Source organism: Pseudomonas sp. A39 (assembly GCF_058145955.1).
Genome location: NZ_JBYVMD010000013.1, coordinates 15468 through 39925 on the forward strand (window position 1 = coordinate 15468; position 24458 = coordinate 39925).

Genomic DNA, 24458 nt, shown 5'->3' on the forward strand with positions numbered 1-24458 from the left:
TTTTAGCCGTGTTCCATCAGCTGTTCAGTGGTTTTGTCATTGCAATACACGCCAACGCCAACCCCGAGGGCGAGTGATAAATCGCCTGCTCATCCCCCACATACCCGCACGCCCGATAGAAACCCGCTGCGTTCAAGGTCGCATCCAGCACCACCTCTTCAATAGCCAGTTCCCGCGCAACATTCTCAAGATGATTCAGCATCGCCTTGCCATATCCGCAGCCGGTAAACCCAGGCAATACAAACAATGCGCCCACTTCGTGGTTGTCCAGGTCAAGCATTCCGGTGACTACCGGCTGTCCCTGCACCCAGCCCAGGTAAAACAGTTTATCCATCAGGGTGCTGTAGCCGTCTTCGGCTTTACCCCGCGTCCACATCATCATTTGCTCGTGCGTATAGGCGCCAATGCATTGGCTGCGGATGGCCCGCAAGCGGATGTCGAACGCTACTTGGGCATCCTGCGAGGTGGCCCGTTTGATCTCCAGCATGTCAATTTCCTTCCATGAAATCATCGCCCTATTAACGCATGCCCTAGGCGTTTTCGTTACCGGGGCGGGTGAAGGAATAGCGGTCGATATCGGTGCGCAGGTTCCAACCCTGGCCTTGCCAATAGCGGGCGGCGTGGGTGTTGGTCTTGAACACGTCGAGGTGGCATTTGTGGATGCCCAACGACGCCAGTGCGTCGAGGCAGCGTTGCGTTAGCGCCTGCGCAATACCCTGGCGACGATAGTCCGGCAGTACCAGCAAATGCTGCAGGTAACCACGACGCCCGTCGTGGCCGCACATTACGCAAGCGATCAACCGGCCTTCGGCTTCAGCGACAAAACTCAAGCCAGGGTTGCGCGCAAGATAACGCTCGGTGGCGTCACGGGAGTCGGCGTCGCGCAGAGAGATGCCGGGGGTATGTTGCATGAGGTGGAGAACGGCGTCGTAGTCGGTCGGGGTCATGATGCGAATGCTGGGCATGGCGTGAAACCTTGTGGGAGCGGGATTGACCTAATGCGAGTCAGTTAAGGGCGAACACTTTACCTGTGGCGAGGGAGCTTGCTCCCGTTGGGCCGCGAAGCGGCCCCAAAAATGGGACTGCTGAGCAGTCCAACGGGACGGTGCGACGATTCGACAGCGCCCGCCGAAGATAGCGTTTCAGTGCCAGGCAAGTGATGTTTCTTTATGATGTGGCCTTCGCTTAATGCCTCAGGAAATACCATGCCCGCCCTCAGCTTCCGCAACGCCCTCCCCGCCGACGCCGCCCGTTGCTTTGAAATCGAGATCACTGCCTACGAAGGCGATGAAGCCGCGACCCTGGAAAAGATCGCCACGCGGATTGCGCAATACCCGCAAGGTTTTTTGATCCTGGAGGCCGACGGTGCGGTAGTGGGTTTCATCAACTGCGGCTGTGCCCATGACGTGGTGATGTCGGACGAGGCGTTCAAGGAGTTGGTGGGCCATTCGGCCGAGGCGCCGAATGTGGTGATCATGTCGGTGGTGGTCGATCCGGCGCATCAGGGCAAAGGGTATTCCAAGGTATTGATGACTGAGTTTGTGGCCCGCATGCGGGCGCTGGGCAAGCAGACGATTCACTTGATGTGCAAGGAACAGCATGTGTCCCTGTACGAGCGCATGGGCTATCAATACACACGACCTTCGCCTTCCGATCATGGCGGGATGGCGTGGCATGAAATGGTGATGGCGCTTTAGACGGTCACCGTTGTGGCCCTGATTTATGTGTCTAGACATCTAACGGTGGGCAGCCGGTTTAACCGGCTGCTGTCTGCCGATAAGCAAAAACCGGATCGACGTCGCCTTTTCTGACGCAAAACCTGAAACATCGCGAGCGAACACAGACCTCGCCTGACAGCCAGGCAGCTGATGTTATGAATGTGCTCAATGCCGGTTTTAACCCGTTACATCCACTCCAAAACACCTCGTTGAATGCCTCTGAAGGCCTCGGTAGCCTGCGAAGCACTCCGCCGAACCAGCGTCTGGCGGGCCTTCAATTGCCTATCAAAGAGGTGCAGTCATGTCTTCAATCAACGGTTTCTCGCCCTACGCTCCGATGCCCCCGGCCTTCAACACAGACCGGATCGATAACGACCATCCACGGCACAACCCTCTCGACCAGACGGCCGGGGAGGATGCAGAAGTATTCGATCCGAACACGCAAACCTGGCAACCCACCCAGGCCTCTGGCAACGGCCGGCCTATGCCGCTTGGCGATCCTTACCGCGAGGCGATAGATTTCGAGATCAGGGCCGATGATATGGGAGGATGGCAGCGCGCTTAAGGCAACCGGCGATGGGGGGCGGTACTTATCCGCCCCCTTCTGCCCAAAAGGTATCCATCGAGAAGCCCTATGATGACGCCACACCGGATAGAAATCAGCGACCAACCCAACACCGAAGCCGAGCACCTCCTCGGCAGCAGCCTCGCGGCCTTCAACGAGGCCATCACCGGTTTCAACGATCGCCAGCCGCTGACGGTGCTGATCAAAGACCCCATCACGGCACAGATCGTCGGCGGCATCACCGGTAAAACCACGCTGGGCATGGCCTTCCTCGACCTCTTCCACCTGCCCGAACACCTGCGTGGTTCGGGCTTGGGCAGCGAGTTGCTGCAAGCCTTCGAAAACGAAGCCCGCCGCCGTGGCTGTCGCCATGCGGTGCTCTATACCCTCAGCTTCCAGGCCCCGGGGTTTTACGAGAAACATGGCTGGGTAAAATTCGGTGAAGTGCCCTGCGAACCGGCGGGCAGCAGCCGGGTGTTTTTGTCTAAACCGCTGTGACAGTCGACGAGGGATGCAGCGGTCCGTCGTGTCGACAGGCTCAAACGGGGCACGCCGCGGTTTTAGCCTGAATGCGCACAGGCAGACCCGGACGATTGCAAACCAATATCATTTGCGCACGGCGCAACGCTTTGCTTTAATCGCGACCAATTCTTATTTGCGCGCTTTTTTGAGCTGGACGGGCAGTGTGTCGACCTCTTTTACCCACCTCTACGGCACCCACCACCGTTGGCTGCTCGGCCTGCTGCGCCGGCGCTTGAACGACCGTTGGGATGCCGCCGACCTGGCCCATGACACGTTTATCCGGATTCTCAGCCGCCCCCCGGCCGAGACCGACCCCGTCCGCCAACGCTCGTACCTGGCCACCATCGCACGCGGGCTGTGCATCGACCATTGGCGCCGTCGCCAGCTCGAACGCGCCTGGCTGCAAACCCTGGCCGAGCGGCCGGAGGCGCTGCACCCGTCGCCGGAGCAACGGGCAATCATCGTCGAGACGCTGGTGGAGGTGGACGCCATGCTCGCGCGTCTGCCGAAGAAGGTCAGCGAAGCCTTCCTGCTCGCCCAGTTGCATGGTCTGCCCTACAAGCAAATCGCCGAGCAGTTGGGTGTGGGCGAGCGCATGGTCAAGAAGTACATGGCCCAGGCCCTGTTGCACTGCGCGATCCTGGAAGCCGAACTCGACGGGATGCTGGTGCAATGAACACGCCGGGCAAGCTCAGCCACGCCAGCCTGGAGCAGGCCGCGCAATGGTATGTGCGCCTGCAGGATCAAGGCGGTGCGCTGGAGCAGTTGCGTTGGCAGGCCTGGGTCGCGCAAAACCCCGAACACCTGGAGGCCTGGCAGTATGTACAGCGGGTGAGCCAACGGTTTGCCCCGCTGCAGGAACAAGCCCATGGCGCCAGCCGCGCCTTGCGCAGTTCGCGGCGCCAGACGCTCAAGACCCTACTGGTGCTGTGCGCCGGTTCGACGCTGGCCTGGGGCGCCTGGCGCAACACCGCCCTGCCCCGGCGGGTGGGCGGCTGGAGCGCGGACTACGCGACCACGAGCGGCGAGACCCGCGATACGCTGCTGGCCGATGGCAGCCATGTGTGGCTGAACGCGTTGAGCGCGCTGGATGTGCGTTTTGATGTGGCACAACGCTTACTGCACCTGCGCTTTGGCGAGGTGTTGATCGACACGGCCAAGGACGCCAACCGGCCGTTCCTGGTCGAGACCGAGCACGGCCGCATGCAAGCGCTGGGCACCCGTTTCAGCGTGCTGCAAGGCAACGATCACACCCAGCTGAACGTCTTCGAAGGCCGGGTGCAGGTCACCACCCAAGACCAGCACGTGCGCATCCTCGAAGCGGGCCAGCAAGTGTCATTCACTCGCGACGGCTTCACGCCCACCGCATCGGCCTCCCCGGCGCGCGAGGCCTGGAGCCGTGGCGTGCTGTTGGCGGATAACCTGCCGCTGGGGCAGTTGATCGCCGAACTCAACCGTTATCGCCCCGGCCACCTGGGCTGTGACCCGGCAGTGGCCCATCTGCCCGTGATGGGCTCATTCCCACTGATGGACAGCGACCACGCATTGCATCTGCTGCAAGCCGCCCTGCCGGTGAGGGTCGACCGGCTGATGCCATGGTGGGCTACGGTCAGGCCAAAGTAAAAAAACTTTCAATCGCCAGTTCCCTTTCCTACAACTCGTTCGGTTAACCCTGCAGACGCTTCAATTCGCCGATCGATTTGATCCAAAGGGAAACATCCATGTCGCAACCTGCTCGCTTCGCGCTGCGCCCATTGGCGCTGGCCACCTCGCTGTTCTGCTTCGGCGCGCCGATGGTGCAGGCCGCCGACTCGCCCTCGACCCAGGAAGCCGCGCGCTCTTATCGCATCGCCGCCGGCTCGCTGGTCAGTGTGTTGAACCGCTTTGCCGAGCAGTCGGGCATTTTCATCGCCGGCCACAATGGCCTCGCCGCGGGCAAGACCAGCCCTGGCTTGAATGGCAGCTACACCCCGGCGGCCGGCTTGCAGCGCCTGTTGCAAGGCAGCGGTCTGCAGGCCGTGCCCCAAGGCAACAATAGCTACGTGCTGGCGCTGATCCCGGCTGACAGCGACACGCTGGAACTGGGCGCCACGACGATCTCCGGCCAGGACCTCGGCGCGACCACCGAAGACACCCACGCCTACACCACCGGCTCCATGGCCTCGGCCACCGGCCTGCCGCTGTCGATGCGTGAAACCCCGCAATCGGTCACCGTGATCACCCGCCAGCAAATGGACGACCAGGGCACCAACAGCATCGCCGACACCCTGCGCCGCGCCCCTGGCGTGAGCGTGCAGAACTACGACAGTGAGCGCTGGGAGTTCTCCAGCCGTGGCCTGCCGATCACCAATTTCCAGTACGACGGCGTCAACTCCACCTACGACGGCGTGTATGACTACGGCACCACCAGCACCGACATGGCGGTGTACGACCACCTGGAGATCATCAAGGGCTCGGCCGGCCTGCTGAGCGGCTCCGGCGACCCTTCGGCCACGGTCAACCTGATCCGCAAAAAACCCACGCCGACGTTCAAGGCCTCGGTGACCCAGACCTTCGGTTCCTGGGACAATTACCGCACCGAAGGCGATATTTCCGGCCCGCTGACGGAGTCCGGCAATGTACGCGGGCGGTTTGTCGGCGTGTACCAGGACCGCCAGTCGTACCTGGACCACTACCAGCACACCAAGGACATCGCCTACGGCATCCTTGAGGCCGACCTCACGCCCGATACCCTGCTGACGTTCGGCATCGACCAGCAGGACACGCGCTCCCGTGGCGCCAGCTGGACCGGGTTCCCGATGTACTTCAGCGACGGCTCACGCACACACTTCTCGCGTTCGTTCAACCCGGCCGCCGACTGGAGCCGTCGCGACTTCAACAACCAGACGCTCTTCGCCTCGGTGCAGCACACGCTGGCGAATGATTGGTCGCTCAAAGTCAACCTCGACCGCAAGCGCAGCCAGCACGACACCCTGCTCGCCTCGGCCAGCGGCGGCAACCCGGACCCGGTCAGCGGCGAGAACATGTACATGTTCATGGGCAAGTACAAGGGCGATCAGGTGCAGAACACCCTGGACGTCAACCTCAGCGGCCCGTTCAGCCTGTTTGGCCGTGAGCACGAATTGATCATGGGCTTCATGGCCACCCGCTCGAAACAGGACGTGCCGGTGTACGGCTCGATCTACCCACCGGTGGGCGGCAGCATTTTCGACTGGCACGGCGAATACGCCAAACCGGACATCCCGCGCAGCGGCCAGAACGATATCGTGCAGCGCCAGACCGGTGCCTACCTGGCCACGCGCCTGAAACCCACCGATGACCTGTCGGTGATCCTCGGCACCCGCGTGAGCACGTTCAGCGGCACCGACAGCACCGACTTCTACGACCCGGCCAAGCCCGACAACCGCACCACCTACCGCCAGAGCGGCGTGGTCACGCCCTACGCCGGGATCGTCTACGACCTCAACGACACCTGGTCGGTGTACACCAGTTACACCCAGATCTACCGTCCGCAATCCAGCAAGGACGCCGACCGCAAGCTGCTCGACCCGATCGAGGGCAACACCTATGAAGCCGGGCTCAAGGCGGCGTTTTACGACGGCCGCCTGAATGCCAGCGTTGCCGCGTTCCGTATCGAGCAGGACAACGTGGCCGAGTATGTCTCGGGCTTCGAGACCGACTCGGTGTATCGCCCGATTGCCGGGGCCACGACCAAGGGCTTTGAAGCGGAACTGTCGGGCGAAGTGCTGGACGGCTGGAACCTCTCGGCCGGCTATACCTACCAGCACACCCGCGATGCCAATGACGGCTACGTCTACAGCTCGGTGTTGCAAACCACCACGCCGCAGCAGGTGGTGCGCCTGTTCAGCACCTATCGCCTGCCCGGCGCATTGGAGAACGTCACCGTGGGCGGCGGCGTGAACTGGCAGAGTGAATTCTTCGGCAATGTGTTCCAGCCCGACCCGAATGACACGGTCAATTTCGGCCACAACGCGCGCATTACCCAGGACAGCTACTACCTGGTGGATGTCATGGCTCGCTATCGCTTCAATGAGCACCTGAGCACCACACTGAACGTGAAGAACCTGTTCGACAAAAAGTATTACACCGGCCTTGGCAACTTCGGCACCGGTTTCTACGGCGAACCGCGCAGCTTGCAACTGGCGACACGCTGGGATTTCTGACCCCACCGCCAGCCGCAACCTCTTGTCCCGGTGGCTGGTTTCAGCCACCTACTGCCGGCCGATACGACCCGAGGAACGAGCACGTCGGTAAACGGGTGATACCGCATGCATAACTCGCCGGCATGGTGATTCAACGCATGGCTGTGTAATGATTACGCCTCGCCCCTGCTCGGGATGGAACCATTGCCATGTCGCTGAACGTCACTGCTCACCCTGCGGATTCGCCACGCTTCTGGCGCGACCCCAACCTGCCCTTTATCGAGGCCCGCACCATCGCCGACGGGCGCAAGGTCACCTATACCCGTCACGCGCACGAGCACTTTTCCATCGGTGCGATCACCACCGGCCGCAGCTATTACCACTACGGTGCGCAGACGTTCGAGATCTGTGCCGGCACCGTGGTGTTGATGAACCCCGGCGATGTGCACGCGTGCAACCCGATCCACGACCAGCCCTGGTCGTATCACATGCTCTACCTCGACACACCCTGGTTGACCGACTTACAGCATCAGCTGGGCTTCAGCACCGATCAGGGCTACCGCCCGTTCACCACGCCGCACACACGCGACAGCGTGCTGTACAACGGCTTGATCGAACTGTACGCAATCCTGTTGGATGAGCACGCCGAGCTCCTGCACAAACAGAGCGCGCTGGTGAGCTATTTCAGTGAGGTACAGCAGCGCCTGAACCCGTCGCCGGCCCCCGTGCGTGAGGTCAACCATAAGCTCGAGCGCGCCGCTGAATACATCCGCGAACACTGCACCGAGGCGCTGAAACTGGAAGACATCTGCCTGGCGGCAGAGCTGTCGCCGTCTTATCTGATCCGCGCGTTCAAGCAGTATTACGGGCTGACCCCGCATGCCTTCCTGGTGAACCGGCGCATCCAGTTCGCCCGCACCCAACTGCGCCAGGGCGAGCTGATCGCCGACGTGGCCCTGGCCGCAGGCTTCGCCGACCAGGCGCATTTCCAGCGCACGTTCAAACAGCATTTCGCCGCCACGCCGGGGCAATACCGCGAGCTGCTCAAGCCAGCAATAAATAACCCACACTGGCCACCAGCAACCCGGCCATTGAACGGTTGAACAGCCTCACGCCACGAGCGTCGCCAAGATAGCGGCGCAAAAAGGTTCCCGCGTAGGCCCAGCACGCCACCGACAGGTAGCAGATCACCAGGTAGATCGCCGCAAACAGCCAGACCTGCGCGGCATCGCCCTGCGCCACAAACAAGCCCATCCCCGCCACGCACGCCAGCCAGGCCTTCGGGTTGAGCCATTGCATGACCGCGCCATAGAGCATCGACGGCGCCGTGGCGGTGCCCTCGGCGTCCAGGCGGCCGTCGTCCACCGCCAGCTTCCAGGCCATATACAGCAAGAAGGCCACCCCACCCCACTGGATCAACTGGGTCAATATCGGCCAGCGCACCAGCACTTCATGCAAGCCCAGGCCGATCAACACCAACAGCAGCGTGAAGCCCACCGCCGCGCCGAACACGTGTTTCTGGCTGGCGACAAAGCCGAAGCGCGCCCCTGAACTCAGCGCAACCACATTGACCGGACCCGGCGTGATGGAGGTGGCCAGGGCGAAGGCGGCCATGGAAATGATCAAGCTCATTGCAGTTCCTTTTTATTCGAACAAGTGACGAAGGAACCACGGTAGAGGGCAATGCCATGGCGGTATTGAAGAAAATGCCCCTGCCTGGCTTAGACGACTTTATTGCATTGATATAACTGCATTTGTTTCTTTCAAACCGCCGTTTTTGATAGACAAAAATGCGTATTTACCATGCCTGGCGCGATGCTAGAGTTCAGAGCCTGCTCCCTTTTGATAGATCACTGCAAAAAGGAATCGCCATGTCACGTCGCCTGTTGGCAGCTGCCTGCCTGTTGTTGTCGTTCTCGACCGCCCACGCCGCTGAACGCTGGGAAACCCTGCCGCCGACGCCCGCCCCCGTGGTCGGTGCAAAGACCGGTTACGCCGCCGTCAACGGTATCAAGGTCTACTACACCCGCACGGGTCATGGCTCGCCGGTGGTGCTGCTGCATGGCGGCTTGTCCAACGCCGATTACTGGGGTCACCAGGTCAAGGCGTTGGCCGCCAAGCACACCGTGATCAGCATCGACAGCCGCGGCCACGGGCGCAGTTCACGGGATGACAGACCCTACGGTTATGACCTGATGGCGGATGATGTGGTGGCCGTGCTCGACAGCCTGAACATCCCGCGCGCCGACATCGTCGGCTGGAGCGACGGCGCGATCATCGGCATTGACCTGGCCCTGCGTCACCCAGACCGTATCGGCAAAGTCTTCGCCTTCGCCGCCAACACCCAGACCGCGGGAGTGAAGGACGGCGTCGAGAAAAATCCGACCTTCGCCGCCTTTATCGAACGCGCCGGCAAGGAGTACGCCAAGCTGTCACCGACGCCTGGAGAGTACGGCGCGTTTGTCGAGCAGATCAGCCATATGTGGGCCAGCCAACCGAACTGGACCGACGCGCAATTGCAGAGCATCAAGACGCCTATCCTGATCGCCGATGGCGACCATGACGAAGCGATCAAGCGTGAACACACCGAGTACATGGCCGCGACCATCCCCGGTGCCGGGCTGTTGATCCTGCCGAACACCAGCCACTTTGCGTTCCTGCAAGACCCCGCGCTGTTCAATGCCGCGCTGCTGGGTTTCCTCGACAGCAAATAGACCCTGGCCCCGTGGTGCATGGGCAACGTATGCCTCACCCCTGGATCAGCGAAAAATGCGCGCCCACCCCGGCGCGCACCCCCTCTGCCACCGCCAGCGCAACGGAACCGGCGGCAAGGGAGGCATCGCCACACGCAAACACACCGGCAACGGAGGTCTGGCGCAGATCATTGGTGTGCAGGTAAGGACCGGTGGGGCCGTCGGCCAACTCACAGCCCAGTTGCCCGGCCAAAGGGCTGATGCGGGTACGCGACATTGTGAAGATACCGTCAAGGCTGAACACTCGGCCGTCGACCAGTTCCAGGTCGGCACGCTCACCGACGATGCGCCGTACCGGTCCGCTTTCAACGCCGACGCCGCGTCGATCCAACTGCGCCTGTTGCTCGGCATCCGGGGTGAACACGCCATTGGAGAACAAGGTGGTGGTGCCCCAGTCAGGCAGCATCAACGCGTGGTGCATGGCCAAGGGTGAGGTTGCCAGTACGCCGATGCGGCCTTTGTCCAGCTCATAACCGTGGCAGTAAGGGCAATGGAATACGTGCTTGCCCCAACGCTGTTCGAGGCCTTCGATGGCGGGTAACTCGTCCACCACGCCGGTGGCGAGGATCAGGCGTTTGCCGTGAAACGTGCCGTTGTATTCGGTGCGAACGCCGAAACCTGGCGCCTGCTCAGTCGCCTCAATCACGCTGCCCTGTACCCAGGTGACGGTCGGATACTCCATCAACTGGCTGCGCCCCTCTGCGGCGATGGTCTCCGGCGCCTGGCCATCCTGGCCGAGGAAGCCGTAGGAAGTGGCCGCAAACCGGTTGCGCCGTTGCCCCGCATCAATCACCAGCACCTGGCGCCGCGCCCTCGCCAACTGCAGGCCCGCTGACAGGCCGGCATAGCTGCCGCCCACGATAATGACGTCATACATCATGAAGGTGACCCCGTGTTGGGTGCATCCGGTTGTCCGAACGCTTTCACGACACACCATAAGTTACGTAAAAATACGCCGTCAAGCATCTCGCAACTTTTCAGGTTACGAACGATACTTTGGCAGGATTCAACCTGAGGTTTATTGATGAGAAACGACACCCGGCTTTCGCGCATGCTCCATGTGCTGATCCATATGGGCCGCCACGAAGAGCGTGCGACCTCGGAGACCATTGCCCAGATGCTCGGCACCAACCCGGTGGTGGTACGGCGCACGCTCGGGCTGCTCAAGGAAAAGGGCTATGTACGCTCGGAAAAAGGCCACCAGGGCGGCTGGAGCCTGGGCAAACCCTTGAGTGAAATCACCTTGCTGGATATTCACAACGCCCTGGGCACGCCGTCGCTATTCGCCATCGGCCTGTCTACCGACCACCCCGAATGCCTGGTCGAACAGGCGGTTAACGCCGCGCTGACGGACGCCTTCGACCAGGCCCAGTCGTTGTTGCTGGCGCGCTTGGGGGATGTGACGCTGGCGCAGTTGGCGGACGATTTCGACCAGCGCTACCGCATCGCCATGGCGCCTTAATCGGCTACAACCCGCGCTTGCGCAACCATTGCAGAAAGCCTTTCTTGACCGGTACCACCGGCGTTTCCTGGGTCAAGGTCTGTGCGGTGTGCAGGCGGAAATCCAGCAGCGCCTTCATCGCTTCGCTGATGTCGTGGCGCGCGTCCAGGCACGGTTTCAAGTATTCCTTCTCGATGCGGTACAAGGTGCAGGACGTCTTGGCGGTGAAATCCGCCAGCGCCGCCTGGTCCGACAGGATCCCCGCCTCGCCGATCACCTCGCCCGGTCCCATGCGCCCGGCTTCGAACTTGTGCCCGGCCTTGGTCAGCATCACCGAGACCACGCCGGATTCAACGATAAACAAATGGTCGCTCACCTCCCCTGCCGGCAGGATCATTTCGCCGCTGCGGTAGGTGTGCAGGGTCATGTTCTGGCTGAAGGTGTCTTTTTCTTCCTGGCGCAGGGTGGAGAAAATCGACGAGCGCTCGAGCAATGCGCGCGCCGCCGACAGGCTCGGCGGCGCACTGCTTTCGGTCGCCGACAACACGCCGACGCCCGCCGCCTGGAGGTGACGGAAGGCCAGGTCGTACAGCTGGTTACGCACCTCGCGCTTGAGGGCCATGGCTGGCACGAACCCGCTGATTTCATACTCGACACCGCCGCTGGCCGAGGTCTTGAACGCCACGCTCGGTGCCGGCTGGGCCAGCAGCGGTCGGCACCCTTGCATCGCCCGCTCCAAGGCCTCGATCACCGTTTGCGGACGCGCATGGGGGCTGACCTGCAGGCTGACCGCCAAGCCGAACATATCCGCCGGGCGCGAGAAGTTGATGATCTTGGCCTTGGCCGCCAGGGAGTTGGGGATCACCGCCATGCTGCCCTGGGAGGTTTGCAGGCGCGTGGCGCGCCAGTCGATGTCCGTCACCCGGCCTTCGGTGCCGTCGATGGAGATCCAGTCATCCAGCTGATACGGCTTGGTGGTGTTGAGCACGATCCCGGAAAACACGTCGCTCAAGGTGCTTTGCAACGCCAGGCCGACGATGATCGCCACCGCGCCGGAGGTGGCGAGCACGCCTTTGACCGGCAAGTCGAGCACATAGGCCATGGCGGCAATGATCGCAATCAGGAAGATCACCGCCCCCATCAAGTCCTGCAACAACCGCCCGGTGTGCCCGACCCGCTGCATCATCACTGCACCGAGCAACACCGTCAGCGTGCGCGCCGCGAACAGCCACCAGCCGATCTGCAAGGCGGTGGCAGCCAGGTGCAAGGCGGTGTTGTCCGCATAGGGCGCGAGCTGCATGGGGTTCATGCCGTCGTTGAACAGCACGGCACTGAACACGGCAAAGATCACCAACCGCGCCGCCAGCTTCCAGTTGGCAAGGTTGGCGGAAATAAGGCGCCACACGGCGATGTCGATAAAGATCAGCGCCAAGGCGCACAGCATCGGGTGATCAGCGATAAGTGAGGGCATCCAGGCGACTCCAGGGCGAATGACGGGAAGATCGCATGAAATGCCGCTCCAGGGTATAGCGGGTGTGCTTACATCTGCCCAAACCGCCCCGACTGAAAGTCAGCAAACGCCTGATGAATCTCCTGCTCGGTATTCATCACAAACGGCCCATGGCCGACGATGGGCTCGTCGATCGGCTCGCCGCTGAGCAACAACACCTTGGCGTCGTCGTTGGACGCCAGGCTGAGCTGGCTGCCGTCGCGTTCGAACAACGCCAATTGCCCTTGGCGCGCGACTTCCTCGCCATTGACCAACACCGTGCCGCGCAGGATCACCAGGGCGGTGTTGCGCCCTGCGTGCAGGTCCAGGGTGACCGCCTTGCCGGCCTTGAGGCGCAGGTCCCACACGTCAATCGGCGTAAACGTACGCGCCGGGCCTTGGGTGCCGGCGAATTCACCGGCAATCAGGCGCAGTTGTCCGGCGTCGTTGGCCAGTGGCAGCACCGGGATGTCGCCATCGACGAGGGTCTGGTAACCGGCGTCGGCCATTTTGTCCTTGGCCGGCAGGTTGACCCACAGTTGCACCATTTCCATCACCCCGCCGCTGCGGGCGAAGGCTTCGGAATGGAACTCCTCGTGGAGGATGCCTTTGGCGGCGGTCATCCATTGCACGTCGCCCGGGCCGATTTTGCCGCCGGCGCCAGTGGAATCACGATGCTCGACTTCGCCGTCGTAGACGATGGTCACGGTTTCAAAGCCGCGATGGGGGTGTTGGCCGACGCCGCGACGTTGTGCGGTCGGGGTGAAATCGACCGGACCGGCGTGGTCCAGCAACAGGAATGGGCTGATGTGCTTGCCCAGGGTGTCGTAGGAAAACAGGGTGCGCACCGGGAAGCCGTCGCCGACCCAATGAGCGCGGGGGCTGGTGTAGATGCCGATGAGTTTTTTCATGGTAGTCCTCCAAAGTGCATACACCTTAAAACCAATATCAATTCGGCGCTAGACGATGAAAACAACCCTGATCGTTCCACTGATAGAACGGTATTGCGCGACGCCAGCACAAAAACAGCGTTAATGATAATGACTCGTAGTAATATCCCCCTCTCCCGCTCAACCCTCCGAGGGCTGCAATGCCGTTTGCCCCTGCGCCTGCCGCGCCTCGCGTGCTGGTGGTGGATGACCACCGCAAAATTCGCGAGCCGTTGGCCACCTATCTGCGCCGCCACACCTTTGATGTGCGCACCGCCGAAGATGCGGCCGGCATGTGGCAATTGCTCAAGACCCAAGCCTTCGACGTGGTGGTACTCGACGTGCTGTTGCCGGATGGCGATGGCTTTGAGCTGTGCAACCAGCTGCATCGGCGCAGCAATACCCCGGTGATCCTGCTGACCGCCCGCGACACCGCCGCCGACCGCGTGCGCGGGCTGGACCTGGGGGCCGACGACTATGTCACCAAGCCCTTCGAGCCTCGCGAACTGGTGGCGCGCATCCACAGTGTATTGCGTCGCCAAAGCCGCAATACCGGGCCTGCGGCACCGCGCAGTGGCGCACGCGCTTATCGATTCGGCGGCTGGCATTTCAGCGTGACTGGCGCCACGTTGCGCCGCGACGGCAGCCCGGCTGTCCAGCTCAGCACCGCCGAAAGTCGCCTGCTGCAAGTGTTTCTCGCCCATCCCAACACCCTGTTGCCCCGCGAACGGCTGATCGACCTCACGGCCGCCGCCGACAGCGACGTGAGCGACCGCGCGATCGATCGCCAGGTCAGCCGCCTGCGCCGCAAGCTCGCCCAGGGCGATGCAGCGCAGGAGCTGCTGCGCACCATCTGGGGCGGTGGTTACCTGCTGGCCGCCGAGGTCAATGAATGCACGCCCTGAGTCGGCTGTGGCCGCGCACGATGGCGCGTCAGCTAAGCCTGCTGTTGCTGCTGGCCCTATTGGCCTCAAACGCCATCGCGATGTTGTTCCTGCAGCGCACCGGCAGCCTGATCCACCCGTTGTCCCGCCGTTTCAGCCTGGAACGCTTGAGCACCGCCCATCACGCAGCCATCGATCTGACGCCGAGTGAGACCGAGCACCTGTTAGCCGCCATCGGCACCGACGACACGCGCTTCTGGATTGCCCACACGGCGGAAGTCGCGCCCTTTGAGCTGCGCCCGGAAGAACAGCGACTGGCCGACGAGCTGCGCAGCCAACTGCAGCTGGACCCCGCCGCAGCCATCGGCATGCAGTTGGAAAGAGTCAGCGGCGCCGACGCGCGCACCCACGTGTTCAGCCCCGCCGGCTGGGCCCCCTTGCGCCTGCGCACCAGCGTCCCGTTGCCCAACGGCAGCTACTTGAACGCCGTGCAATATCCCGCCGGTGCCTACGAATGGGGCCGGGTATTGGCCTACAGCCTGCCGGTGACGACCCTGCCGGTGCTGTTGATCGTGATGTTTTTCATCGCCCGCGTGGTACGCCCGGTGCGGACCCTGGCCCAGGCCACCGCGCGCGTCAGCCGTGGGGAATGGATCGCGCCGCTGCCCGAACAAGGCCCCCAGGAAGCCCGCGACCTTACCGCCGCCTTCAACACCATGCAGGCCAACCTCGCCCGGCATGTCGAAGGCCGCACGCGGATGCTCGCAGCGGTCAGCCATGACCTGAACACGCCGCTCACCGAACTGCGCCTGCAGGTGGAATTGCTCGAACCCGGCGAGGCCCGTGATGACATGCTCGAAAGCCTCAGCGAGTTGAGTGCGATGGTGCGCGAAACCTTGAACTTCGTGCGTGACGATGCGGTGCAAGAACCCACCACCACGCTGTCACTCACCGCGCTGCTGGACGACTTGGCCAAGCGTTACCAACGCCTGCAACAGCCCCTCAACTGGACGGGCGCACCGCCGCTGATGCTGACCTGTCGCCCCCTGGCGCTCAAACGCGCCCTCACCAACCTGATCGACAACGCCCTGCACCATGCCGGTGATGCCCGGTTGAGCCTGGCACGCCAGGATAACGGCTGGCTGTGCATCGAGATTCTTGACCACGGTGAAGGCTTGCCCGAGGACTGGCTCACCAAGGTGTTCGAACCCTTTGTGCAGCGTGGCGTCAGCGACGGCGGCGTGGGGCTGGGCCTGGCGATTGCACGCGCATGCATCCAGGCCCATGGCGGCGAACTGGTGTTGGAGAATCGCCCACCGGCCGGCCTGTGCGCGGTGGTGCGATTGCCGGCGGCGCTTTAGAAGTTGAGCGTGGCGCCCATCCACAGGGTGCGGCCGTAGTTCACCGTGCCGTAGGTTTCATCGTCCAGGCGCTTGTCGGTGAGGTTGTTGAGGGAGGCGTTGAGGGTCAGCGAATCGTTCACGTCGAAGGAGCCTCCGAGGTCGGCGGTGGTGTAGCCCGGCGCCGGTTCGTCGGTAATGGTATTACCGGTTTCTTCACCGTAGTAACTCAGCGAAACCCAGGCCTGGGTGCGGTCGTTGATCGTCCATTCGCTACGCACATTGGCCTTTTGCTCTGGCGTGAGGGCCAGGGGTGCGCCTTTGTTGGCGCCGCTTTTCTGCTCCGAATCGGTGTAGGTGTAATTGGCCTTGAGCAACACGCTGGGGCTGATGTCCCATTGGCCGTTCAGTTCCACGCCCTGAATGATCGCTTTGTCGACGTTGACCCGCTCCATGATGGTGTAGGTGTTCCAGCGGCGGTCGGTGGTGACGGTGGAGAGCTTGTCCTGGAAGTCGTTGTAGAACAGCGTGACGCCGCCCGACAGGTTGTCGCGGTTGCTCCACAACGCCGAGACTTCATAGTTGGTGCTGGTCTCGGGCTTGAGGTCGGGGTTGCCGAACATCACGAAGCGGTTGCGGCGCAGGTAAGCGTAGTCCTCGACCACCGCACGCAATTCCGGGGCCTTGAAACCACGGGCGATGCCACCTTTGAGCGTCCACTGTTCGGTGGCGCGCCAGACGCCGTAGACCCTTGGGCTGAGATGGGCGCCGTACTCTTCGTGCTCGTCCAACCGCAGGCCGGTGGTGAGGGCAAAGCTGTCGGTCATCGACCATTCGTTCTCGGCAAACAGGGCTTTTTGCACCACCGAGAATTTATAGTCGACGCGGTCGCCCAGGCCCTGGTTCCAGTCGGTCAACTCGCTTTCATTCCATTGCAGGCCGAATGTGCTGACGTTATGCGCAGTGGGCACCACCAGCTTGGCATCGAACACGGTGTTCTTGATCTCGGGTTTGCGCCCGTAGATATCGGTTTGCGCCGGGGTGGCCTTGCCTTCGCGGGAGGAGGTTTCCTGGGACAACGCGACGTCCGAGGTGGCCCAGCCCCAACGGCCCTGATGGGACAGCGACCAGTGATCGCGGTTGTTTTCCTGCTCGCGGGTGGCCCAGTTGGCGCTCATGCCGTCGCCGTTCTTCAGGCGCGTGGCGCCCGCTTCCAGCAGGATGTCGTGGTCGAGGGTCGGCGTGAAGGCCAGGCGTGCGGTGAGGTCACGGTGGTCGGCCTTACTAAAGCCATTGGTCTGCTCGATATCGTCGTCGGCCTGGCGGTCCAGGTAACGGCCCCACACCTGCAGGCCGAGGAAGTCTTCCTTGAGTGGGCCGCTGAGGTAGAACTGGGTCTGGCGCGCATTGCCCTGGTCGCTGTGCTGGCGTGCAGAATAGTCGTAACCCACCGAACCGCCCCAGGTCGGCGAGACTTTGCGTGTGATCACGTTGATCACCCCGCCGATCGCATCCGAGCCATACAGCGACGACATCGGCCCGCGCACCACTTCGATACGCTCGATGGCTGCGGCCGGCGGCACGAAGCTTTGCTCGTAGCCGCTGTTGCCATTGACCCGCGACTCCCGTGCGCTCTGGCGTTTGCCGTCGACCATGATCAGCGTGTAGTCAGCCGGCATGCCACGGATGGAGATGTCGGTTTCATTCGCGCCGCCATTGACCGTCACGCCCTCCACGTCGCGCACTGCGTCGCCGAGGTCACGGTAGGATTTACGGCGCAGCGCTTCGCCATCGATCACCGTGACGGAGGCCGGCGCGTCTTCCACACTTTGGGCAAAGCCGGAGGCCGTCACCACGACGTCATTGAGCGCCAAGGGCTCGTCGGCATGCGCGTTGAGGCTGCCGGCAACCAGCAGGGCCAGGGGTGAGAAGCGAGAAGCAGCAAGCATGGGCGTGGACCTTAGGATTGGACTCAAAAGAGAATCGTAATCATCTAGGTCAAAATAACTTGGACAAAGTGTGACAACTCAAACGCTGGGCACCAGGGCCGTGCGCCGCTCGCGCAGCAGGTGAAACGCCACGAAGGCCGTCACCGCAAAGCACGCCTGGATGATGATCATCGGCGCGGCACTGCCGTCACGCAGGTGGCTCAACAGCACGCCGCTGCAGGTGGCGCCGAACATCTGCGAAAACCCCATCAGCCCCGCCGCCAACCCGGCGCGGTGTGCGTTGGGCATCACGCCGCCGGTGACCGAACCGGGCAAGACCAGGCCGCCGCCGAGGGTGGCCAGGGCAATCGGGATATCCAGTCCCACTGCCGACAAGCCGAACAGGGCATAAATGACCACGGCCAATACCCCGCCGAAGGCCACCAGCGCCACGCCCATCGCCACGATCCGCTGCGGCCCCAGGCGCATGATGTTGCGTCGGGTGTAGGTGGAGCCGACGATCAGCATCGACACGATCAGGCCGAAATTGATGCCGTACTCCAGGCTGCTGAAGCCCAGTAAGTTGATAAACACCGTCGATGAACCGGCGATCACCGCAAACATGGCGCCATAGGTGCACGCCAGGGCCACGGCGAACGCACGGTACTGGCGACCCTTGAGCAGATCCAGGTATTGCCCGCCCAGGGTGCGCCAGTGGCCGGCCTTGGGGTCGAGGGCGTGGTTGCTCTCGCGAAAGAACAGCGCGGCCAGCAGCAACACCACGCTGCCAATCGTCAACGCCAGGATGATCGGCGCGTGCCAGCCGAACAATTTGATCAGCAGCCCACCGACCATCGGCGCCACCACAATGGCGTAGAGCATGCCGATCATGGTCAACGCCAGGGCCGGCCCCGCTTCGGCCTTCCACACATCGCGCACCACCGTGCGCGCCAGTACCAGCGCGGCGCAGGCGCCGAGGCCTTGCAGCACGCGGGCGGCGATGAATTGATACATGTCGTCGACCAGCAGCATCGACAAGGTCGCCAGCACATACAGCGCAAGGCCGCCAATAAGCACCGGGCGCCGGCCGATACGGTCCGACAGCGGCCCGAACAGCAATTGACCGAGGCCAAAGGCTGCCACAAACGCCGACAGCGCCATCAGCGCGGAACCGGCGGGAGCGGCCAACGCCTGCTCAATGGCGCCAAGGCCGGGAATGATCAATTGGGTCGAAACCTCTCCCAGCGCGGTCAGGGCCACCAGTAGAAACAACAGGCTTCGTGATGGGACCGGGGCGTTCGTCATGGAGGGCATCCGGGGGGCTGGATTAATTTATATTTCGACCATAATATGCGTAAAAAATTATGTCCATAATTTTTTGCCCCCTAGTCACCCCGGAGCCCGCCATGCACCCTCTCCCCTTGCGTCTTGTCACGCCCCTGGCGCTGTTGATCGTCCTCAATGGCTGCAACAGCAAGGCCGATACCGCCGCTGAAGTGCCCCAGCCACGCCCGGTCCTCGCCGCCAAAGTCGAAGCCGCCGGCACCCAGCAAAGCGCCTACACCGGCGTGGTCGCGGCGCGCACCGAAAGCGACCTGGGGTTCCGGGTCAGCGGCAAGGTCATCGAGCGTAAAGTCGACCCCGGCCAGCACGTGTCCCGTGGCGACACCCTGCTGGTGCTGGACATCGGCGACTTCGAACTGGCCCTGCGCTCGGCGAAGAACCGCGTCAACGCCGCCCAGGCGCAACTGCGCCAGCGCCGCGACGACGAAAACCGTTACCAACGCCTGGCCAGTACCGGCGCGGTGTCACGGCAGATCTTCGACCAATCGGCGACCAACCTGCGCGTCGCCGAAGCCGAGCTCGCCGCCGCACAATCCGACGCCAGCCAGATCGAAAACCGCCGCACCTATTCCGTCCTCAAGGCCGACGGCGACGGCATCATCACCGACGTGCGGGCGGACCGTGGCCAGGTGGTCGCCGAAGGGCAGATCGTTGCGCGCCTGGCCCATGACGGCGCCCGCGAAGCCATCGTCAACCTGCCGGAAAACCAGCGCGACCAGGCCGCACAAAAAGCCTTGGCCTTCCCCTTCGGCGCCCCGGACCAGGCGGTGATCGCCACCCTGCGCGAACTGTCCGCCAGCGCCGACCCGACCACCCGCACCTACCGCGCCCGCTACGTATTGCACGGCGCCGTCGACCGTTTCGCCCTCGGTTCCACCATCACCGTGCGCCTGCAAGGGAACGGCCAGGCGCCGCAAACCCGCGTGCCCATCGGCGCACTGCAGGACTCAGGACAAGGCACCGGCGTCTGGCTGATCGGCGCAGACGACAAGGTCAGCTTCGCCCCGGTGAACGTCGCCAGCCTCGGCCAGGAAGAGGCCCTGCTCGACAGCGGCGTTACGCCCGGACAGCGCATCGTTGCCCTCGGCGCGCACCTGCTGCACAGCGGTGACGCCGTGCGTCTCTTGCCCGCCCAAGTGCTGGCCCTCAACCGCAAACAGGAAAACTGAGCATGCGCGGTATCAACCTCTCGGAACTGGCGGTCAAGCATCGCGCGGTCACGTTGTTCCTGATCATTGCGATCCTCGCCGCCGGGGTCTTCTCGTTCGGCAAGCTGGGGCGCGCCGAAGACCCGTTATTCACGGTCAAGGTGATGACCATCACCGCCGCCTGGCCGGGCGCGACCGCCCAGGAAATGCAGGAGCAGGTGGCCGACCGCCTGGAAAAACGCCTGCAGGAGCTGGACTACTACGACCGCGTGGAGACCATCGCCCAGCCGGGCTTCGTGTCGATGCGCATGACCTACAAGGAGTCCACGCGCCCCAGCGAGGTCCAGGAGCTGTTCTACCAGACCCGCAAGAAACTCAGCGATGAAGCCGCCAGGTTGCCCAGCGGCGTGATCGGCCCCTTCTTCAACGATGAGTATTCCGATGTGTACTTTGCGTTGTACGCCTTGGAAGCCGAGCACTTGCCCCACCGCCAACAGGTGCAGATGGCCGAAGACCTGCGCCAGGGTTTCCTCAACCTGCCGGGGGTGAAGAAGGTCAATATCCTCGGTGAGCAGGCGCAGCGGATCTTTGTCGAGTTTTCCTATGAGCGCCTGGCAACGCTGGGTATCAAGCCGGACCAGATCTTTGCCGCCCTCGCCGCCCAGAACGCCGTGGCGCCGTCGGGGTTTGTCGAGACGGCCGGCGCCCGCGCCTACATTCGCATCGACGGCGCGTTCGACAGCCTGGCGCTGATTGAAAACGTGCCCCTGCAAGTCAACGGCCGTCTATTGCGCATCGCCGATGTGGCCAGCGTCAGCCGAGGCTATGAAGACCCGCCCAGCTACCGTATCCGCCATCAGGGCGACCCGGCGTTGATGCTCGGCGTGATCATGGAGAAACACTGGAACGGCCTCGACCTGGACAAGAGCCTCAAGGCCCAGGAAGCCAAGATCCAGGCCGACCTGCCGCTGGGCGTGAATTTCGCCAAGGTCTCCGACCAGGCGAAAAACATCAGCCTGGCGGTGAACGAGTTCATGCTGAAATTCTTCGTCGCCCTGGCGGTGGTGATGGTGATCAGCCTGTTGGCCCTGGGCTTTCGCGTCGGGCTGGTGGTGGCGGCCGCGGTGCCGCTGACCTTGTCGGTGGTGTTTGTGATCATGCTGCTCACCGGGCGTGAATTCGACCGCATTACCCTGGGCGCGCTGATCATTTCCCTGGGGCTGCTGGTGGATGACGCAATCATCGCCATCGAAATGATGGTGGTGAAGCTTGAGGAAGGCTTCGACCGGATTCACGCGGCGACCTTTGCCTGGAGCTCCACGGCAGCGCCAATGTTGACCGGCACCTTAGTGACCATTATTGGCTTCCTGCCGGTAGGCTTCGCGCGTTCCGGTGCGGGGGAATACGCCGGCAATATCTTCTGGATCGTCGGGTTTGCACTGATTGCTTCATGGTTGGTGGCGGTGGTGTTCACGCCGTACCTGGGCGTGAAGCTGCTGCCACAGATCAAGCCGGTGCCCGGCGGCCATGATGCGATTTACGCCGGGCGCTATTACCAGAAACTGCGCAGTTTGGTGCAAGCCTGCGTGCAGCGGCGCTGGCTGGTGACCGGGTTGGTCGTCGGCGCATTTGTGTTGTGCGTGGCAGGCATGGGTGTGGTGAAGAAGCAGTTCTTCCCCAACTCCGACCGTTCCGAGCTGATTCTTGAGGTGTATATGCCGCCGGGCAGCGCCTTCAAAAGTACCGAAGCGGTGGCTGCGCAACTGGAAAAAGCACTGCTGCAAGAGCCGCAAACGACCCTGGTCGACACCTATGTGGGCGGCGGTGCACCGCGCTTTTTCCTGTCGCTGAACCCCGAAATGCCGGACCCGGCGTTCGCCAAACTGATCGTCCAGACCCCGGACTCCCATGCCCGCGACGCGCTGAAAGTGCGCATGCGTGAACGCATCGCCGCCGGTGAATTTCCCTCGGCACGGGTGCGCGTGACGCAACTGCTGTTCGGCCCGCCCGTGCCGTTCCCGGTGGTGTTCCGTGTTTCCGGCCCGAATGTGGACGTCGTTCGCGGTCTGTCCGAGGACGTGCGCAAGGTCGTCGCCGCCAACACACTGACCAAGGACGCCTTCCTCGATTGGGGCGAGCGCACCAGCGGTTATCGCCTGGTACTGGATCAAGACCGTCTGCGCCTGCTGGGCTTCACCCCCAACGAGGTCAAATCCCAGCTCAACGCCTTGCTCAGCGGCAACCCGATCACCGAAGTGCGTGAAGGCAACCGCACTGTGTCGGTGGTCGCGCGCGCCCAGGGCAACCAACGCGAGGACCTCGGCAACCTCAACAACATGACCCTCACCAACAGCGCCGGCACCTCGGTGCCGCTGGCCCAGGTCGGGCATTTCCAGGCGGTGATGGAGGAACCGATCCTCAAGCGCCGCAACCGCGCGACCACCGTCGAAGTGCGCGCCGACATCATCGACGGCGTGCAACCGCCCGACGTGGAAATGGCCGTGTACAAAGACCTGCAGCCGCTGATCGCCAAGCTGCCTACCGGGTACCAGATCGACATCGGCGGCCCAGTGGAAGAAAGCGCCAAGGCCAACGTCGCCCTGGCCGCGCTGTTCCCGATCATGATCCTGCTGACCCTCACGGTGATCATGTTCCAGGTGCGCTCGTTCGGTGTGATGTTCATGGTCTTCGCCACTGCACCACTGGGTTTGATTGGCGCGGTGCCGACCTTGCTGCTGTTCAACCAGCCGTTCGGCTTCAACGCGATTCTGGGCTTGATCGGGATTGGCGGGATTCTGATGCGCAACACGCTGATCTTTACCGACCAGATTCGCCAGAACCAGGACCACGGCATGCCGATTCGCGAGGCGATTATTGAAGCCACGGTGCGACGCGCACGGCCGGTGATCCTGACCGCGTTGGCGGCGGCGCTGGCGTTTATTCCGCTGACGTTGTCGGTGTTCTGGTCGTCCCTGGCCTATGTGCTGATTGGCGGAGTGCTGGTGGGCACGGTGTTGACGCTGTTGTTCTTGCCGGCGCTGTGCAGCCTGGTGCTGGGGCGGGAGAAGACGAAAGTTGTCGAAACTTCCCACGTAACGGCCGGATAAGCTCTACTCCCTTCCCCTGAAAAGGTCCGCAAAGTCCCTCGCCTGATTACACAGTGCGAGGGATTGCAGATGGATTTTCTTGTTGTTGGAGCTGTTTCTTGACCCCGGCCATTGGCAGGCTGGCCCTGACCCCAATGGATGTGAAGACGGTCGATGTCGAGAGCGTCTTTCGCGATTTCCGGGAGTGCCTGAATACCTTTGATGACTGGGCTTCGAGCTTTTGGAGCTTTTCGGCGCTGGATGTCGAGCAAGTCTTCAAGGTCGGGGATGAAGTGGCGCTAGTCGCGCCGATCAACCGCTCTCTTTACCCAAGCAGCATCGTCGCTACGTGCCAGGCCAATGGCAAATTGACCCTGGTGCATATATTCCAGAGCGCTCAGTACATCTCCCAGACCGAACTGGATGAACTGCTGAAACTCGGTAAAAACTCGATTGCCCACGGCCTGCTGGTGCTCAGCGATGAGCCGCTGATGTTTATTTATTTGTCGGCGATATCCAGTTGGATACGGATGTTGAGCAGACGATGCTGAAATGCCCTTTTATGAACACTCCATACGTCCCTAATATCTCTCATATATTAGGTGCATTATCGATATACGACCTTGAGGAAACAATTGGAAAAGAGCTATGGAAGTACGCCCCCAACAACCAAAAAGATAGGGAAAAAATCATAGTTTCTTTCATCCTGAAAGACCTTATGTACCTTTCCTACAGGCATCGTTTTATATTGATCTCTGCTCTCAGAGATGCACTAGACAATTCCGAATTTGATTTTTCGAAAGAATTTGAAAACGATTACGACGAATACATAACCATGGCCTGGAACGAAACAGAAATAGCCGACCCCCGAGGTTTCTTCGCCGACATCTATAGACTCGCCAACGAGGTCTGGAAAGATGACCTCCAAAAAGCCAGCCTCGAAGCCCCGTCAACTTGGTAACACCAACGCCCTCCAGAACAGCACCGCCCCCACTGTGGCGAGCGAGCTTGCTCGCGTTGGGCCGCGAAGCGGCCCCAGTGCAGGCAGTGGGTACTTTCAGGTTAAGCGGCATTGTCTGTTTTGGGGCTGCTGCGCAACCCAGCGCAGGGCAAGCCTGCTCACCACAGAAGCGTGTTCACCACACGAA

At 62.3% G+C, this 24458-nt stretch carries 22 protein-coding genes and 1 pseudogene; 15 read left to right on the top strand and 8 right to left on the bottom strand.

From position 1 onward, the window contains the following. Nucleotides 1–16: 16 nt before the first annotated feature. Both AC3ZU9_RS12650 and AC3ZU9_RS12655 read right to left on the bottom strand, forming a co-directional pair. Complete coding sequence (locus tag AC3ZU9_RS12650) at nt 17–487, bottom strand: GNAT family N-acetyltransferase (RefSeq protein WP_122811146.1); 471 nt, start codon at nt 485–487, stop codon at nt 17–19. Nucleotides 488–530: 43 nt separating this feature from the next. Then, entirely contained in the window at nt 531–965 is a 435-nt protein-coding gene (locus AC3ZU9_RS12655; RefSeq protein ID WP_122811145.1) for a GNAT family N-acetyltransferase, read from the bottom strand. 240 nt (nt 966–1205) lie between these two features. Here AC3ZU9_RS12655 and AC3ZU9_RS12660 point away from each other — a divergent pair, with 240 nt between their 5' ends. The 7 genes from AC3ZU9_RS12660 to AC3ZU9_RS12690 all read left to right on the top strand — a co-directional run bounded on the left by AC3ZU9_RS12660 (nt 1206) and on the right by AC3ZU9_RS12690 (nt 8071). Beyond that, a complete protein-coding gene (locus AC3ZU9_RS12660) occupies nt 1206–1697 on the top strand; it encodes a GNAT family N-acetyltransferase (RefSeq protein WP_122811144.1) in 492 nt (163 codons plus the stop codon). A 322-nt stretch (nt 1698–2019) separates the two neighbouring features. Then, nucleotides 2020–2283: a hypothetical protein gene (locus AC3ZU9_RS12665; protein ID WP_043205487.1), complete on the top strand. Its 264-nt coding sequence runs from the start codon at nt 2020–2022 to the stop codon at nt 2281–2283. Nucleotides 2284–2355: 72 nt separating this feature from the next. Further along, the gene (locus AC3ZU9_RS12670; protein ID WP_043206276.1) at nt 2356–2781 is read left to right on the top strand and encodes a GNAT family N-acetyltransferase; all 426 of its coding nucleotides are present in this window, start codon (nt 2356–2358) and stop codon (nt 2779–2781) included. Between the two features lie 187 nt (nt 2782–2968). Continuing rightward, nucleotides 2969–3481, top strand: a complete 513-nt coding sequence (locus AC3ZU9_RS12675) for a sigma-70 family RNA polymerase sigma factor (RefSeq protein ID WP_043205488.1) — start codon at nt 2969–2971, stop codon at nt 3479–3481. Continuing rightward, complete coding sequence (locus AC3ZU9_RS12680) at nt 3478–4428, top strand: FecR domain-containing protein (protein WP_012724780.1); 951 nt, start codon at nt 3478–3480, stop codon at nt 4426–4428. The genes AC3ZU9_RS12675 and AC3ZU9_RS12680 overlap by 4 nt, the downstream gene beginning before the upstream one ends. Before the next feature lie 98 nt (nt 4429–4526). Next, nucleotides 4527–6989 (top strand): TonB-dependent siderophore receptor, encoded by a 2463-nt coding sequence (locus AC3ZU9_RS12685; protein ID WP_490090804.1) that lies wholly within the window; start codon nt 4527–4529, stop codon nt 6987–6989. A 188-nt stretch (nt 6990–7177) separates the two neighbouring features. Continuing rightward, nucleotides 7178–8071 carry an AraC family ligand binding domain-containing protein gene (locus AC3ZU9_RS12690; RefSeq protein WP_490090805.1) on the top strand — a complete coding sequence of 298 codons (894 nt, stop codon included), beginning with the start codon at nt 7178–7180 and terminating at the stop codon, nt 8069–8071. Here AC3ZU9_RS12690 and AC3ZU9_RS12695 read toward each other — a convergent pair. Further along, complete coding sequence (locus tag AC3ZU9_RS12695; protein WP_012724783.1) at nt 8013–8600, bottom strand: LysE family translocator; 588 nt, start codon at nt 8598–8600, stop codon at nt 8013–8015. The genes AC3ZU9_RS12690 and AC3ZU9_RS12695 overlap by 59 nt on opposite strands. A gap of 239 nt (nt 8601–8839) precedes the next feature. Here AC3ZU9_RS12695 and AC3ZU9_RS12700 point away from each other — a divergent pair, with 239 nt between their 5' ends. Then, nucleotides 8840–9682: an alpha/beta fold hydrolase gene (locus AC3ZU9_RS12700; RefSeq protein WP_102060786.1), complete on the top strand. Its 843-nt coding sequence runs from the start codon at nt 8840–8842 to the stop codon at nt 9680–9682. 34 nt (nt 9683–9716) lie between these two features. On the opposite strand, the gene AC3ZU9_RS12705 is transcribed toward AC3ZU9_RS12700, so the two are convergent. Next, entirely contained in the window at nt 9717–10601 is an 885-nt protein-coding gene (locus AC3ZU9_RS12705; protein ID WP_490090806.1) for an NAD(P)/FAD-dependent oxidoreductase, read from the bottom strand. Nucleotides 10602–10745: 144 nt separating this feature from the next. Here AC3ZU9_RS12705 and AC3ZU9_RS12710 point away from each other — a divergent pair, with 144 nt between their 5' ends. Continuing rightward, complete coding sequence (locus tag AC3ZU9_RS12710) at nt 10746–11183, top strand: Rrf2 family transcriptional regulator (protein WP_046034699.1); 438 nt, start codon at nt 10746–10748, stop codon at nt 11181–11183. A gap of 4 nt (nt 11184–11187) precedes the next feature. Here the strand turns inward: AC3ZU9_RS12710 and AC3ZU9_RS12715 are convergent, their stop codons facing one another. Together AC3ZU9_RS12715 and AC3ZU9_RS12720 are read right to left on the bottom strand one after the other, a co-directional pair. Further along, entirely contained in the window at nt 11188–12633 is a 1446-nt protein-coding gene (locus AC3ZU9_RS12715; RefSeq protein ID WP_490090807.1) for a mechanosensitive ion channel domain-containing protein, read from the bottom strand. Nucleotides 12634–12701: 68 nt separating this feature from the next. Next, nucleotides 12702–13562: a pirin family protein gene (locus AC3ZU9_RS12720; RefSeq protein ID WP_012724788.1), complete on the bottom strand. Its 861-nt coding sequence runs from the start codon at nt 13560–13562 to the stop codon at nt 12702–12704. A gap of 179 nt (nt 13563–13741) precedes the next feature. On the opposite strand from AC3ZU9_RS12720, the gene AC3ZU9_RS12725 reads away from it, so the two are divergent. Then, nucleotides 13742–14485: a response regulator transcription factor gene (locus AC3ZU9_RS12725; RefSeq protein WP_046034696.1), complete on the top strand. Its 744-nt coding sequence runs from the start codon at nt 13742–13744 to the stop codon at nt 14483–14485. Nucleotides 14486–14505: 20 nt separating this feature from the next. After that, nucleotides 14506–15825, top strand: coding sequence for an ATP-binding protein (locus tag AC3ZU9_RS12730; protein WP_490090833.1), 1320 nt, complete (start codon nt 14506–14508; stop codon nt 15823–15825). Here the strand turns inward: AC3ZU9_RS12730 and AC3ZU9_RS12735 are convergent. Both AC3ZU9_RS12735 and AC3ZU9_RS12740 read right to left on the bottom strand, forming a co-directional pair. Further along, nucleotides 15822–17753 carry a TonB-dependent receptor domain-containing protein gene (locus tag AC3ZU9_RS12735; RefSeq protein ID WP_102060790.1) on the bottom strand — a complete coding sequence of 644 codons (1932 nt, stop codon included), beginning with the start codon at nt 17751–17753 and terminating at the stop codon, nt 15822–15824. The genes AC3ZU9_RS12730 and AC3ZU9_RS12735 overlap by 4 nt on opposite strands. 78 nt (nt 17754–17831) lie before the next feature. Continuing rightward, on the bottom strand, nt 17832–19037 hold the full coding sequence (locus AC3ZU9_RS12740) for a multidrug effflux MFS transporter (RefSeq protein ID WP_046034694.1): 1206 nt from the start codon (nt 19035–19037) through the stop codon (nt 17832–17834). 101 nt (nt 19038–19138) lie between these two features. Between AC3ZU9_RS12740 and AC3ZU9_RS12745 the strand changes: the two genes are divergently transcribed. The 4 genes and pseudogenes from AC3ZU9_RS12745 (at nt 19139) to AC3ZU9_RS12760 (ending at nt 24271) form a co-directional block, all read left to right on the top strand. After that, on the top strand, nt 19139–20245 hold the full coding sequence (locus AC3ZU9_RS12745; protein ID WP_490090808.1) for an efflux RND transporter periplasmic adaptor subunit: 1107 nt from the start codon (nt 19139–19141) through the stop codon (nt 20243–20245). 2 nt (nt 20246–20247) lie between these two features. After that, nucleotides 20248–23331, top strand: a complete 3084-nt coding sequence (locus AC3ZU9_RS12750) for an efflux RND transporter permease subunit (RefSeq protein ID WP_046034691.1) — start codon at nt 20248–20250, stop codon at nt 23329–23331. A gap of 134 nt (nt 23332–23465) precedes the next feature. Beyond that, nucleotides 23466–23846 (top strand): annotated as a pseudogene (locus AC3ZU9_RS12755) (hypothetical protein); the annotation flags it as partial. Nucleotides 23847–23872: 26 nt separating this feature from the next. After that, nucleotides 23873–24271 carry a hypothetical protein gene (locus AC3ZU9_RS12760; RefSeq protein ID WP_490090809.1) on the top strand — a complete coding sequence of 133 codons (399 nt, stop codon included), beginning with the start codon at nt 23873–23875 and terminating at the stop codon, nt 24269–24271. Nucleotides 24272–24458: the final 187 nt, after the last annotated feature.